At 65.0% G+C, this 13,905-nt stretch carries 11 protein-coding genes; 9 read left to right on the top strand and 2 right to left on the bottom strand.

Going from position 1 to position 13,905, the window contains the following annotated elements:
- Positions 1–57: 57 nt before the first annotated feature.
- The 9 genes from NFH97_RS14050 (at position 58) to NFH97_RS14010 (ending at position 10,925) form a co-directional block, all read left to right on the top strand.
- Positions 58–276 carry a DUF1656 domain-containing protein gene (locus NFH97_RS14050; protein WP_108132484.1) on the top strand — a complete coding sequence of 73 codons (219 nt, stop codon included), beginning with the start codon at positions 58–60 and terminating at the stop codon, positions 274–276.
- Positions 277–1,140 carry an efflux RND transporter periplasmic adaptor subunit gene (locus tag NFH97_RS14045; RefSeq protein WP_045992013.1) on the top strand — a complete coding sequence of 288 codons (864 nt, stop codon included), beginning with the start codon at positions 277–279 and terminating at the stop codon, positions 1,138–1,140. It begins immediately after the preceding gene.
- A complete protein-coding gene (locus tag NFH97_RS14040; protein WP_349624975.1) occupies positions 1,140–3,389 on the top strand; it encodes an FUSC family protein in 2,250 nt (749 codons plus the stop codon). The genes NFH97_RS14045 and NFH97_RS14040 overlap by 1 nt, the downstream gene beginning before the upstream one ends.
- 16 nt (positions 3,390–3,405) lie before the next feature.
- Positions 3,406–4,281, top strand: a complete 876-nt coding sequence (locus NFH97_RS14035; RefSeq protein ID WP_349624974.1) for an AEC family transporter — start codon at positions 3,406–3,408, stop codon at positions 4,279–4,281.
- Between the two features lie 121 nt (positions 4,282–4,402).
- Positions 4,403–5,533, top strand: coding sequence for a PQQ-dependent sugar dehydrogenase (locus NFH97_RS14030; RefSeq protein WP_052704292.1), 1,131 nt, complete (start codon positions 4,403–4,405; stop codon positions 5,531–5,533).
- A 373-nt stretch (positions 5,534–5,906) separates the two neighbouring features.
- Entirely contained in the window at positions 5,907–7,109 is a 1,203-nt protein-coding gene (locus NFH97_RS14025) for a quaternary amine ABC transporter ATP-binding protein (RefSeq protein ID WP_045992017.1), read from the top strand.
- A gap of 5 nt (positions 7,110–7,114) precedes the next feature.
- Entirely contained in the window at positions 7,115–7,948 is an 834-nt protein-coding gene (locus NFH97_RS14020; RefSeq protein WP_045992040.1) for an ABC transporter permease, read from the top strand.
- 106 nt (positions 7,949–8,054) lie between these two features.
- Complete coding sequence (locus tag NFH97_RS14015) at positions 8,055–8,909, top strand: glycine betaine ABC transporter substrate-binding protein (RefSeq protein WP_045992018.1); 855 nt, start codon at positions 8,055–8,057, stop codon at positions 8,907–8,909.
- 345 nt (positions 8,910–9,254) lie between these two features.
- On the top strand, positions 9,255–10,925 hold the full coding sequence (locus NFH97_RS14010) for a BCCT family transporter (protein WP_349591637.1): 1,671 nt from the start codon (positions 9,255–9,257) through the stop codon (positions 10,923–10,925).
- A 109-nt stretch (positions 10,926–11,034) separates the two neighbouring features.
- Here NFH97_RS14010 and NFH97_RS14005 read toward each other — a convergent pair whose 3' ends face one another.
- Both NFH97_RS14005 and NFH97_RS14000 read right to left on the bottom strand, forming a co-directional pair.
- Positions 11,035–11,757: a 3'-5' exonuclease gene (locus NFH97_RS14005; protein ID WP_253552983.1), complete on the bottom strand. Its 723-nt coding sequence runs from the start codon at positions 11,755–11,757 to the stop codon at positions 11,035–11,037.
- A 5-nt stretch (positions 11,758–11,762) separates the two neighbouring features.
- The gene (locus NFH97_RS14000; RefSeq protein WP_349624973.1) at positions 11,763–13,661 is read right to left on the bottom strand and encodes a DUF294 nucleotidyltransferase-like domain-containing protein; all 1,899 of its coding nucleotides are present in this window, start codon (positions 13,659–13,661) and stop codon (positions 11,763–11,765) included.
- Between the last annotated feature and the right edge of the window lie 244 nt (positions 13,662–13,905).

Raw genomic sequence — 13,905 nt, 5'->3', positions numbered from 1 at the left:
GCTTGGTCTCGGTTACACGATTCACAACCGCACGGTTGAATCCCGGGGAGGCCCAGCATGGCGCTCAAGGAAGTCGCGCTTGGCGGTATCTATTTCAGCCCACTGCTGGTCTACGCCCTGATCGGACTGCTGCTCGCCGCAGTACTGCGCTTCGCCCTGCACCGCCTATGCGGCACCTCTCGGCTGTGGTACGAGGCGTGGCTGGACACCTCTCTTTTCGTTCTGTGCACCGCCGGGGTCGCCTGGTGGGGTGCGCTTGCCAGCGGAGGCGCCTGAATGCGCAAGACCCTGCGCGTGCTGATCACCCTGGCGGTGGTCGCCGCCGCCGTGGCTGCCGGACTGTGGCTATGGCGCTACTATCTGTACAGCCCCTGGACCCGTGACGCCCGAGTCGGCGCCGACATCATCACCGTGGCACCCGACGTCTCGGGCCGGGTGATCGCCCTTGCGGTCGACGACAACGACCACGTTGAAAAAGGCCAGGTGCTGTTTCGTATCGACGATGCTCGCTACCAGGCCGCCCTGGCCAAGGCCTCTGCCATCGTCGCCCAGCGTGAGGCCGAGCTTGCACTGAAGGAACACGAGGCGTCGCGGCGAGAGCAACTCAGCCGCCAGGCGATCAGCGCCGAGAATCGCGAAAGCGCCAATCGTGACCGCGATGTCGCCGCCGCCGCCCTCGACCAGGCCCGCAGTGACCTGACCAGCGCCCGCCTGGACCTGGAGCGCACCGAGGTCACCGCCCCGGCCTCGGGACACCTGATCAACCTCAAGCTCACTCAGGGCAACTACGTCAATCGGGGCACCTCGGTCATGGCGCTGGTGGTGGAAGATTCCTACTACGTCACCGCCTACTTCGAGGAGACCAAGCGCCCTGCCCTGGCCGTGGGCGATCCAGCCAAGGTCATTCTGATGAGCGGCAACCTCGAGCTGGATGGCCACGTCGACAGCATCGGACGAGCCATCGCCAATGACAACGCCACCCCCAACGACCAGCTGCTGCCCCAGGTCGAGCCCACCTTCAGCTGGGTGCGCCTGGCCCAGCGCATCCCGGTACGCATCGCCCTCGACGAGGTGCCGACGAACCTCGACCTGAGCGCCGGCATGACCGCCACGGTGCGGGTCCGGCCCGAGCCTCGCTAATGCCTTTTTCGGTATGGTGGCAGGCCTACCTGACGCCGCCGGCCAGTGCGGTCAAGTTCGCCATCAAGGCCACCCTGGCCATGGGTCTGGCGCTGTACATTGCCCTCTGGTGCGACCTCGATCGTCCCTACTGGGCGCTGATTTCCGCCGCCTTTCTGCAGATTCGCCCGATGAGCGGCATGGTGCTGGAGAAAGGCATCAGCCAGATCACCGGCACCGTCGTCGGCTGCCTCGCCGGCATCGCCATCATGTCGCTGTTCGTGCAGTCGCCGACACCTGCACTGATCTGTCTGACCGCCTGGATCATCCTGTGCGCCTACGCCGCCTCGGTGACCCGCAACAACGCCTCCTTCGGCTGCATCATGGCGGCCGTCACCGCCATGCTGATCGTGATCATCACCGCCAGCGCCCCCACGGGTCTGTTCGCGGTGGCCGTGGCGCGCCTGTCGGAGCTGGCGCTGGGGGCCATCTGCGCCACCCTGGTCAGCGCCTTGCTGTGGCCGATTCAGGTCCGTGATCATCTCGCCGGCCTGGCCGATCGGGTGGTCAATCAGGCCTTCCTGCACGGCGCCCTGCGCCTGGACAACAGCGCCGATATCGCTGCCCTGCAAGCCACCCTGACCGCCAGTCTGCAACCCCTGACCCAGCTGGAATCCGACAGTCAGGCGGCACGCTACGAAGGCCCGGAAGGCATCGGCCGGCTACGCGCCAGCCATGTGCTGACGGTGCGCACTGCCCGACTGCTGGCGATCCTCCACGCGCTGCAGCAACTGCTGCGCTCCCACGGCGGCGAGCTGCCAACGCCCACCAAACGCCTGATCGAGGACATGGCCAATGACCTGCGCCACAGCGCCGAGGGCAGCGGCGTGGCCCAGGCCCGCCAGCGGCTGCAGGCGCTCAGGCATCGCGCCCTTCAGTGCATGGCCGCAGACTCGGACGAGGGCATAGCCCCGGCCCCAGACCTGGCCCTAGACCAGGCCTCGGACCAGACCCCAGGCCAAACCACAGCCCAGTATGGGCACAGTCCCAGTGGGCCTAACACCAGCGATCCCGCACCGACACGCACTACCGAGTCACCAGAGGCGCTGCTGCAACGGCGCATCCATCTCGGCCTGCGCGAGGCCCTCGGCCACGCCCTGGTCATCCTCGATGCGCGGGAGGCGATCCACACCCCCGGCAAACGCCGCCTCAAGGCGCCGGCGCTGGCCTTTCACCGGGATCATCTGGAAGCCGCCCTCAACGGACTGCGAGCCGGACTGGTGTTCGCCCTGCTGGCCATCGTCTGGCGCTACACCGCCTGGGACAATGGTCAGATCGCGATGCTGGTCGGCACCCTGTTCTCGGCCTTCTTCGCGACCCGCGACAATCCGGCAGCGGTCGCCACCACCTTCCTCAAGGGGATGCTGGCGGCGGTGCCCAGCGCCTTGCTGTTCGGCCATGTACTGCTGGCCCAGGCCAACGACTTCGTCACCCTCGCGCTGGTGTTCATGCCACCCTTGTTCCTGGGTCTGCTGGGCGCCGCCAACCCCCGCTTGATGGGCTATTGCCTGGCCTTCACCATCGGCAACATCCTGCTGACCATGCCCGGCAACGGCATGGACTTTTCCATCGATGGCTTTCTCGGCCGCGCTATCGCCCTGCTGCTCGGGCTCTCCACCGTGGTGATGGCCTTTCGCCTGGCGCCAGGACTCCCCACCACCATTCGCAAGCACCGGCTGGTCAGCGCCACGGTGAACGACCTCCACGGGCTTCACCGGCGTAGCTTCCATGAAGCCGAGTCACGCTTCGGTGGTACCATGGCGGACCGCCTACTCAGGCTCGCCCAGCACGACGACAGTCTCCCGGAAGAACGCCGCTATCTATTTTCGCTGGGCCTGGTGGGGCTGGACCTTGGCTACGCCAGCCTCAATCTGCGGCGGCGCCTGGGCGGGCGCAGTGACGCGCTCGACCTCGCCCTTGACGACCTTGCCGCCGCCCTCGCCGACGACTACGGCGCCAGCGCCAGAGGCCACGCACCAGATAGAGCTCGTGAATACGGCAACCGGCTGCTGCAGACGCTTGAACAGCAGACGAATGACAGCGCCGAGTACCGGCTGATGGCGGGTCTGATAGAGCGCTTGACGATGTCGCTGGAGCACCAGGCCGCTCGCTCTCGACAGGCCCGGCAAGCCGCGCCTGCTGTCGGCGTCACTGGCCGGCAGCGTACTCCAGACCGACAGGGTGCCAAGGCCCCGGGTGTCGACCGATAAGGAGATAGATCCTCGCATGTTTGCCCAACTCTTCGCCGTGATGGCGCCGGTGATCACCGGCGCCGGTCTCGGATTCTTCTGGATCCGCCGCGGTTTCGACTATCCAGTGGCCTTCGTCACCAAACTGGTGTTCAACATCGGTACGCCTGCGTTGGTGATCGCCTCGCTGGCGGGCGCCGAGATCGACGCCTCGAGCTTCGGTCGCACCATGCTGGCAGCCGCCCTGGTGCTGTGCGCCATGGCCGCGCTGGCCTTCGTGCTGGCGCTGGTGCTGCGCAAGGACTGGCGGGTACTGCTGGCTCCCACCATGTACCCCAACACCGGCAACATGGGGCTACCGGTGATCCTCTACGCCTTCGGCGAGGCAGGTTTCGCCTTCGGCATCACGGTGATGGTGACGGTGTCGCTGTTCCAGTTCACCCTGGGCACCATGCTGGCCAGTCGCGGCAATCCGCTGAAGTCGCTGGTCAAGACGCCCACGGTCTACGCCATCCTGATCTCCATCGCGCTGTTGTTCACCGACACCGAACTGCCGCTGTGGCTGCAGAACAGCGTCGATCTGATTTCAGCCTTCACCGTGCCGCTGATGCTGATCACCCTGGGGGTGTCGCTGGCCAGCATCCAGGTCAGAAGCCTGCGCTCGGGCGTCTGGTTCAGCCTCTTGCGCATCCCCCTGGCGGCGGGCGTGGCCTGGGGCATAGGCATCTGGCTTGACCTGCCCCCCATGGCACTGGCGATCCTGGTGCTGCAGATGAGCATGCCGGTGGCGGTGTTCAACTATCTGTTTGCCCAGAAGTCCCAGCGCGAGCCCGCCTATGTGGCGAGCCTGGTGTTCTGTTCCACACTGCTATCCTTGATCTATCTACCGGTGCTGCTGGCGCTGCTGCTGTAACGCTTGTTGACCTTGGCAGGAAAAGCGTCTCCGTCGACCTGGCACGCCATCGCCGCTCGGCGTGCCCGGGACTGGGAAGCGGTCCGCCACCGGAAACCCATACTTGCCGTGCGGAGTCTCCATGTTGCGAAGCCTCACCCTCGCCCTGCTGACATTGTCATTGCCTGCAGGCGCCCAGGCGGCGTCGTTGCCCGAGCAGGTGCCGGGGCTTCATCACCCGGTCGCGCTCGAGCTGATCACCGATGAGCTGGACACCCCCTGGTCGCTGGCCTTTCTGCCCGATGGGCGCATGCTGGTCGCCGAGCAGCCCGGGACCCTGGCGCTGGTGGATGACGGTGATGTCCAGAGACTCGACGGCCTGCCCCAGGTCTCACACCGCGGCCAGGGTGGGCTCTTTGACCTGGCGCTGCATCCGCAATTCGGCGATGGCACCCACGACTGGCTCTACTTCAGCTGGGCGCAGCCCGGCAAGGACGGCGACTCGGACGACGCCACGGCGGTATCACGGGTCAGGTTCGAGGACGACGCCCTGGGCGCGATAACGCCAATTTTTGTGCAGAATCGCTTTTCCACGCCAGGCCGCCATTACGGTGGCCGCCTGCTGTTCGACGACCAGGGCCTGCTGTGGCTGACCATCGGCGATCGCGGCGTCAGCAAGAGCCGCGCCCAGGACCCGGCAGACCACGCCGGCAGCCTGCTCAGGCTGACCGCAGACGGCGATCCCGCGCCGGACAATCCGGGCTTCGACGATGACGCGGCCCCCGAGGTCTACTCGATCGGCCACCGCAACCCTCAGGGCCTTGCCCAGGCTGCCGACGGCACCCTGTGGTCGACCGAGCATGGCCCGCGCACCGGCGACGAACTCAATCGTATTCTGCCCGGCGAGAACTACGGCTGGCCCGAGGTGACCCGCGGACGCGACTACGCCACCAACCTGCCGCTGGGCGTCGACAGTGCCCCGGGCATGCGCGATCCGGCGCATGTGTTCGAAGGACGCTTTGCGCCGTCCGGGCTCGCCGTGGTCAGCGGTGAAGAATTTCCCGCCTGGCAGGGCGATCTGCTGGCGGGCGGGCTTCGCGGCGAGCGACTGCTGCGCCTGCGCCTCGAGGGCGACAGCATCATCGAGCGCGAGGTGGTGCTGGATGGCGAGGTCGGCCGCATCCGCGACGTGCGACTCGGCCCCGACGGCGCCATCTACCTGCTGACCGACAGCGATCCCGGTCGTCTGATCCGGCTGACGCGGGTACGCTGAGCGGCGCCGATACTGACCGCGACAGGAAGCGCGACAGGGAAATAGCTCCCCTTGCCCATGCCGTTCCGGCATGGGCTTCTCCCCCACTTCTACCCAATACCGCACCCATCGGGGCTTTCTCGATTCAGTCAACGTGCGCCCATGCTGAATTTGAATGATCTTTCAAAGACCTTTAGGGTATTGCACCTTTCTGCGCCTCAACGGTGAAAGCTGGCATGCTGTTCAGCCGTGGGGATGCGGCAAGGAGTGCCGCCCCTGACGCAGCCGCGCCAGCGCTGGACGATGAACGCCGACGCCAGGATGCACGTGACGTCGACCTTCATCGTTCGACCGGCTGGACGTGTTTACGCAACCCAACAAGGCACCCCTACCCATGAGCGAGAACCGATCCGTCAAGATCAAGGTTCGCGGGCTGAGCAAGGTCTTCGGCGACCAGCCGAAGAAGGCACTCAAGCTACGCGATGAAGGGCTCAAGCGTCCTGAAATCCTGGACAAGACCGGCCAGACCCTGGGCCTGTCGAACATCGACTTCGATGTCCATGAAGGCGAACTGCTGGTGATCATGGGCCTCTCAGGCTCGGGCAAGTCGACCCTGATCCGCTGCCTCAACCGGCTGATCGAGCCCACCGAAGGCGAGATCATCATCGACGGCGAGGACATTCCGCAGCTCTCCGACAAGGCACTGCTGGAGTGCCGCCGCCGTCACTTCTCGATGGTCTTCCAGAACTTTGCCCTGTTCCCCCACCGTACCGTGCAGCAGAACGCGGAATTCGGGCTGGAGATTCGCGGCATCGACGCCGACACCCGCGCCAAGACCGCCCGTGACGCCCTGACCCAGGTCGGGCTTAACGGATGGGAAGACGCCTACCCCAATCAGCTGTCCGGCGGCATGCAGCAGCGTGTCGGCCTGGCCCGGGCGCTGGCCAATGACTCCACCGTGCTGCTGATGGACGAGGCCTTCTCGGCGCTCGACCCGCTGATCCGCAAGGATATGCAGCAGGAGTTGCTGGAACTCCAGCACCGCATGAAGAAGACCACGGTGTTCATCACCCACGACCTGGACGAAGCGCTGAACATCGGTGACCGCATCGTCCTGCTCAAGGACGGTGAGGTGGTGCAGATCGGCACGCCGGAGGAGATCCTGACCAAGCCGGCCGACGACTACGTCGAGCGCTTCATCGAGGGCGTCGACATGTCCCGGGTGCTGACCGCCGAGAGCGCCATGCGCCCGGTGCGCGCGACCGCCCGCGAGGACGACGGCCCGCGTACCGCACTGCGCAAGATGAAAGAAAACGCCATGGACTCGATCTATGTCACCAGCCGCGATCGCAAGCTCAAGGGACTGGTCGAAGCCGACGCCGCCAACAGCGCCATCCAGAGCGGACAGGATCGACTGGATAGCGTGATGACCCAGGACTTCCGCACCGTGGGGCCCGACGAGCCGCTGCACAATCTGTTCGCGCTGTTCAACGAAAAGAGCTTCCCCATCGCCGTCATCGACGACGAGCGACGCCTGCTGGGCGTGGTGGTCAAGGGCGCGGTACTGGATGAACTGGCACAGGCAGGAGACCACTAATGGCGATCGAGATTCCTCGCATTCCCCTCGGTGACTGGATCGAGACCGGCCTGAGCTGGCTGACCACCGAATACTCTGCCGTCACCCGCGGCATCTCGCGGATTACCCAGACCGGTATCGACGGTCTCAATGACGCCCTGATGTGGCTGCCCGACTGGGCCCTGCTGCTGATCATCGCCGGCCTGTGCTGGAAGATGGCAAGCCCCAGGCTCGCCATCGGCGCGGTCTTGGGCCTTGGCCTGATCTGGAACCTCGATCTGTGGGACCCGATGATCGAGACCCTGACCCTGGTCGTCATCGCCACCCTGGTGGCGGTGGTCATCGCCTTGCCGGTGGGTATCGCCGCGGCGCTGTCCGATCGACTCTACCGCCTGATCATGCCGGTGCTGGACTTCATGCAGACCATGCCGGCCTTCGTCTACCTGATCCCGGCGATCCCGTTCTTCGGTATCGGCTCGGTGTCGGCGATCTTTGCCACCGTGATCTTCTCCATGCCGCCGGCCATTCGCTTCACCACCCTGGGCATCCGTCAGGTACCGGTGGAGCTGATCGAGGCCGCCGACGCCTACGGCGCCACCCGCGGCCAGAAGCTAGTCAAGGTGCAGCTGCCGCTGTCGCTGCCCACGGTAATGGCCGGCATCAACCAGACCATCATGCTGGCCCTGTCGATGGTGGTGATCGCCGCCATGATCGGCGCCGATGGCCTGGGCAGCGAGGTCTGGCGAGCCATCCAGCGACTGCGTCCGGGCGATGGCTTCGAGGCCGGCATCGCGGTGGTCATCCTGGCGATGCTGCTGGATCGCCTGACCCAGTCTCTGCGCAAGGAGCGCAAGCAGTAAACGCTCGACGCGGGCTCCCTCGGCCGGGGGAGCCTGCGGGGCGGCATTTGCAAGACACTGTCGCCTGCTTCACGCTAATACCTCTTATCGCAAGGAGAGTCGCACCATGTCACCCAAGGCAACTCGTTCTCTCGGTCTGGCCCTGGCCATCAGCGCCGCCGCCACCAGTGTTCACGCCCAGGACAAGGGTTCCGTGCACCTGGCCTACGTCGAGTGGTCGTCCACCGTGGCGTCGACCAACGTGGTTCGTGCTGTGCTCGAACAGGCCGGCTACGAGGTCGAGACCTCCGCACTGTCTGCCGCGGCCATGTGGCAGTCCGTCGCCAGCGGCGACGCCGACGCTCTGCTCGCCGGCTGGCTGCCGACCACCCACGAGGACTACTACGCGCGCCTCCAGGACCAGCTGGTCGATGCCGGCGTCAACCTCGACGGCACCAAGCTGGGCCTTGCGGTTCCGGCAGATTCCGAGGTCAACTCGATTGATGAGCTCAATGAACACGCCGACCAGTTCAATGGCGAGATCATCGGTATCGATCCCGGCGCCGGCCTGATGCGTCTGACCGAGGAAGTGGTCGACGCCTACGAGCTCGACCTGGACCTGCGCACCGGCAGCGGCGCTACCATGACCGCCGCACTGGGCAGCGCCATCGACCGTGGCGAGCCGATCGTGGTCACCACCTGGACCCCGCACTGGATGTTCGCCCGCTGGGACCTCAAGTACCTCGAGGACCCCCAGGGCGTCTACGGTGGTGCCGAACAGATCCACACCATCGTCCGTCAGGGCCTCGAAGAGGACATGCCGGAGGCCTACGCCATCCTCGAGAACTTCGAGTGGACCACGGAAATGATGGGTGAAGTCATGCTGATGAATCAGGAAGACGACACAGATCCCTACGAAAACGCCCAGAAGTGGGTCGAGGACAACCAGGACGTGGTCAAGGAGTGGCTCGGCGAGGCCTGAGTCCGATAGATGCCACGCCACCGTCATGATGCTGTGGCAATGGTCAGGGGTGCCCCGGGGCGCCCCTGCTGTCGTTGCGGCCAGCACCTGCGTCGCCCACGCGGTGCAAGCGGTCGCCGGCAGAACCTTGGGTCTCGGACGATCGTGGCAAGCTGACCCAGGCGTGCCCGGGCGGCCTTCGAACAGATGCCGTTGACGGCACAACTGGCAAGCTGGCTCAGGCAGGCCACACTTCAGGCAGGCTGGACCGTACGGTGTCGATGACAGGCAAGCCAGCCGCGACCCCGCTCCGAGTCGATGGCGTGACGCCACAGTTACCATTTTTCAACGCAAGGGAGATCGCACGTGGAAAAAGACCCCAACCACAAGCCTTCATCTGCCGATACCGGTAGTGAAGGAGTACCGGCCCCGGAGGGGCCAGCCAACCTGATCGATACGGACTACGTTATCGGTCAGGACAATATCGTCACCAAGTCCTTCGGCGTGGACGTGGACCTGCACGGCAAGGTGTTCACCGTCTCATCGCTGCTGATCCTGGTCTTCGTGATCCTGACCCTGGCCTTTCAGGGCGGCGCCGAGCCGTTCTTCAATGGCATCCGTGGCTGGCTGACCAGCAACCTGTCCTGGGTCTTTCTGCTCGGCGGCAACGTATTCGTGCTGCTGGCACTGGGACTGATCTTCACCCCGCTTGGCAAGGTCCGCATCGGTGGTGCCGAGGCCACGCCCGACTACAGCTACATGGGCTGGTTCGCCATGCTGTTCGCCGCCGGCATGGGCATCGGTCTGATGTTCTATGGCGTGTCCGAGCCGATGACCCATTTCTCCACCGCGCTCGGGGGCACTTCGGTCGGCGAAAACGGCATACGTACCGACTGGGCTCCGCTGGGCGCCGCCGCCGGTGACGAACAGGCCGCGGTCGATCTCGGCATGGCGGCAACCATCTTCCACTGGGGTCTGCACCCCTGGGCGGCCTACGCCATCGTCGGCCTGTCACTGGCCATCTTCGCCTTCAACAAGGGTCTGCCGCTGACCATGCGCTCGGTGTTCTACCCGATCCTGGGCGAGCGCGTATGGGGCTGGCCGGGCCACCTGATCGACATCCTGGCGGTCTTTGCCACCCTGTTCGGTCTGGCCACCTCGCTGGGGCTTGGTGCCTCTCAGGCTGCCGCCGGCCTGAACGAGCTGTTCGGTACGCCGAATACCGACACCACCATGGTGCTGCTGATCGCCGGCATCACCGGCGTTGCGCTGTGTTCCATCATGCTTGGCGTCGAGAAGGGTGTGCAGCGCCTGTCCCAGGTGAACATGGTGCTGGCCTTCCTGCTGCTGGCGTTCGTGATCCTGGTGGGCCCGACCCTGGCCATCGCCACCGGCTTCTTCACCAACCTGGGTCACTACCTGGCCGAGCTGCCGGCGCTGTCCAACCCCTTCGGTCGCGAGGACGCCAACTTCGTTCAGGGCTGGACCGCCTTCTACTGGGCCTGGTGGATCTCCTGGTCTCCGTTCGTCGGCATGTTCATCGCTCGGGTCAGCCGTGGCCGCACCGTGCGTGAGTTCCTCACCGCCGTGCTGCTGGTCCCGACCCTGGTATCGGTGCTGTGGATGACCTCCTTCGGCGGTACCGCCATCGAGCAGTACATCACCGATGGTTTCCAGGGCGTCCAGGACGCCGCCCTCGAGCTCAAGCTGTTCGCCATGCTCGGCGAGCTGCCGCTGGCCTCGATCACTTCCTTCATCGGCATCGTGCTGGTCATCGTGTTCTTCGTGACCTCTTCGGACTCCGGTTCGCTGGTCATCGACTCGATCACCGCCGGCGGCAAGGTCGACGCACCCAAGCCGCAGCGCGTGTTCTGGGCCATCATCGAAGGCGCCATCGCCATCGCTCTGCTGCTGGGCGGCGGTCTTACCGCCCTGCAGGCGGCGGCGGTCTCGACCGGGCTGCCGTTCACCCTGGTGCTGCTGGTGGCCTGCTACGCCATCATCAAGGGCCTGATGAGCGAGCCCAAGGCGGTCTAGGCCAGCCTTACGCAGACAGCAAGTGCATGAAAAAAGCGGCAGCCCTCGGGCTGCCGCTTTTCTTTTGGCGAGATGGCTGACGCATCGACGGGCAGCTCAACTCCCCCATTCAGCTCCACAGCATGCCGATGGGCGTCTCCGGGGCGTAGTTGCCGGCTACCTGCGCCTGCAGCAGTTCTGCCGTGGCGATGGCGTCGGTCAGGGCGTGGTGGCCATGATAATGCGGTAGCCCGTAGCGCAGCCGACTGTCGTGCAGGCGGATCGACCTGGGTGGTCGGCCCATCCAGCGACGAAAGCGCGCCATGGTCGACTGACGGTGGATGCGCGCCTCCAGCGACATGGTGTCGATCACCGGGAAGCTCAGCGACTCCTTCCAGGCCGCGCGTACCGCGGCGTCCAGAAAGGACCTCTCGATATGGCGAAAGTGCACCACCAGCAGGTGGCCGGCCATGGCGCGGAAGACATCGGCGAGCACCTCCTCGATCCGCGGAGCCCCCTGGATATCGGCGTGGGTGATGTGATGAAAGGTCACCGACTCGGCGTTCAGGGTGCGATGGGGACGCACCACCCAGTAGCGCCGCTCGGCGAGCCGAATACGCGACAGCGAAAAGGGCACCAGGCCAATCGAGACGATCTCGTCACGCCTGGGATCGAGCCCGGTGGTCTCCAGGTCCAGTGCCATCAGCGGCGCCTCCTGAATCGGCAGGATCGGCGACAGGTCGGCCCCGGCGAAGAAGTCCACCAGCGCCTGCTGGCGGCTCTTCTGACGTCGGGCGACCAGGTAGTCGTGCCAATCCGGCGCCGAGCGAGTCTTGGGGCGAAGCAACGGCATGGCGGCTACCTGCTGGTAAGGGGATAACGGAACTTGAGGAACTTCTGGGCGTTGCTGAGCGCCTGGAAGGCATCCTTGAGATTGTGTCGCTCCTCGCTGGAGACGTTTTCCGGCTCGATATTGTTGTCGGGCTCGTGCTCGTGCTCCAGATCGATGACCTGGTGACGAATCCGCGACATGGACAGAAACTCGAGCGCGTAGCGCAGCTTGTCACTGACCCCGGGCGCCAGCAACTGGGTGCGATCGATATCGTCCAGGCGGTCAAAGCTGTTCTGGGCGCGGGAACCGCAGGCCAGGGCATGGATACGGATCAGGTCCACCATCGGCGCCGTGCCGCGACGCTTCAGATTGATCGAGTTGTTGTGCTTGCCGTCCTTCTCCATCACGAAGGTGCGGAAGATACCCAGCGGCGGCGTCCGATTCAGCGCATTACGCGCCATGGCGGCAAGAAAGCGCTTGTGCTTCGACGCCTTGGTGGCGACCAGGTCCTGCAACTCCTCCACCAGCGGATTGTCACCGTGGACCGTGTCCAGATCGAAGAAGATCGAGCTGTGCAGCAGCCCTTCCGGTGACGGCCGCTCGATCCATTCGGTGAAGTAGCCCTTCCACACCGACAGCGGCTGGCGCCACTTCGGATTGGTGGCCATCACGTCCCCCTTGCAGTAGGTATAACCGCAGGCGGCCAGGCCATCACTGACCCGCTTGGCCATGGTCGCGAAGTACTCGTCGTGCAATGCTGGATCGAAGTCATCGGACAGTACCAGAGCATTGTCCTGGTCGGTGACGATGCTCTGCTCGTTACGCGCCATCGAGCCCAGCGCCATGAAGCAGTACGGCACCGGAGGCGGTCCTAGCTCCTCTTCCGCCATCTCCAGAAGCCGTCGGGTGAAGCTGCGCCCGATGGTCGACAGCGCCTTGCCCACCATCTGCGAGTCGGCACCGTCGTGTACCATGCGCACAAAGGCGGCCTGGACGTCCGGCGCCAGCTTGGCCAGACACTCCACCGACGGTTGATGGAAGATATTGCTGACCAGGTAAAGGCTGCTCTGGGTCTCGTAGCGAATGATGTCGGAGAGGTGCACGATGCCCACCGGCGAACGGCGGTGCATCACCGGCAGGTGGTGGATGTTGTTGCGCAGCATGCACAGCATCGCCTCCTGCACCGACTCATCGGACTGCACCGCGATCAGGCGGCGGCCGGCAACCTCGCCCACCGGAGTATCCGGCGACAGTCCCTCGGCCACGACCTTGGTGCGAAAGTCGCTGTCGGTCAGGATCCCGGTGACCTGCCAGTAGCCACCTTCACTATCCTTGAAGGTGTAGCGCGGGTTGTTCTCGGGCTTGTCCAGCACCAGCACCGCCGAGGCCTGGGACTCGCTGATCTGGCGCGCCGCCTCCTGCACCGTGGCCCGAGCCTCGACCATGACGGGATAGCGGGTCAGCAGCTTGCGGATCCGCGTCACCATCATGTCGTTGTTCTTGCGCTGACTTTCCACCGCCGTCTCGAGCCGGGGGCGATCCACCTCGACGAACTCGGCGAACTGCTCATCCGCTTCGCACAGCTGGTGAAACATCGCCTCGGGGATGAAGTAGATCAGGCTGTCTTCCAGCGCCTTGGCCGGGAAGCGCACGCGACTGTGGCGCAGCAGGCTGAAGTGGCCAAAGATGTCGCCCTCCCCCAGCAGGTTGTAGAGCTCTCCGTTGCGCCGGGTGACCTCCACCGCGCCGCTGCGGATGTAGCAGAACTCCTGATGCACGGCATCAAGCTCGAGAATGGTCGAGCCGGCCTTGAAGTAGCTGACCTGCACCTGTCCGGCGACCTCGTCCAGCAACTCCTCCGACAGCCCGTCAAAGGGCGCAAAGCGCCCCATATGCTGGCTGATTTCCAACAGTTCCGCTTCCATGGTGTCCTCCGCGCGGTCGCCGTGGCTGGCAGCAGGACGCTCCCTGGTCCCCCACCCTCTGACTATCGGAAGCATGGAGCCGAGGCCAGCGGCTGTAAAGCATTAGCAGTATCTTGATCGGCCTCTCGCCAAACGCCGCAGAAGCCATCGAGCGTGGCCCGGAGAGCCAGGCATTGCTGACACTGCGACCTGATGACCGATCCATCCTTCGTTGATCACGACTTCACACCCGACCGGCCGCTCG

Source organism: Halomonas sp. SCS19 (genome assembly GCF_040147015.1).
Taxonomy (GTDB): Bacteria; Pseudomonadota; Gammaproteobacteria; order Pseudomonadales; family Halomonadaceae; genus Halomonas; species Halomonas litopenaei.
This window is presented reverse-complemented; position numbering and strand designations above follow the sequence as displayed.

What these genes read in the sequence shown, in the direction of transcription:
- NFH97_RS14050 (WP_108132484.1), top strand. Translation starts at nt 58, where the DNA reads ATGGCGCTCAAGGAAGTCGCGCTTGGCGGTATCTATTTCAGCCCACTG.
- NFH97_RS14045 (WP_045992013.1), top strand. Translation starts at nt 277, where the DNA reads ATGCGCAAGACCCTGCGCGTGCTGATCACCCTGGCGGTGGTCGCCGCC.
- NFH97_RS14040 (WP_349624975.1), top strand. Translation starts at nt 1,140, where the DNA reads ATGCCTTTTTCGGTATGGTGGCAGGCCTACCTGACGCCGCCGGCCAGT.
- NFH97_RS14035 (WP_349624974.1), top strand. Translation starts at nt 3,406, where the DNA reads ATGTTTGCCCAACTCTTCGCCGTGATGGCGCCGGTGATCACCGGCGCC.
- NFH97_RS14030 (WP_052704292.1), top strand. Translation starts at nt 4,403, where the DNA reads ATGTTGCGAAGCCTCACCCTCGCCCTGCTGACATTGTCATTGCCTGCA.
- NFH97_RS14025 (WP_045992017.1), top strand. Translation starts at nt 5,907, where the DNA reads ATGAGCGAGAACCGATCCGTCAAGATCAAGGTTCGCGGGCTGAGCAAG.
- NFH97_RS14015 (WP_045992018.1), top strand. Translation starts at nt 8,055, where the DNA reads ATGTCACCCAAGGCAACTCGTTCTCTCGGTCTGGCCCTGGCCATCAGC.
- NFH97_RS14005 (WP_253552983.1), bottom strand. Translation starts at nt 11,757, where the DNA reads ATGCCGTTGCTTCGCCCCAAGACTCGCTCGGCGCCGGATTGGCACGAC.
- NFH97_RS14000 (WP_349624973.1), bottom strand. Translation starts at nt 13,661, where the DNA reads ATGGAAGCGGAACTGTTGGAAATCAGCCAGCATATGGGGCGCTTTGCG.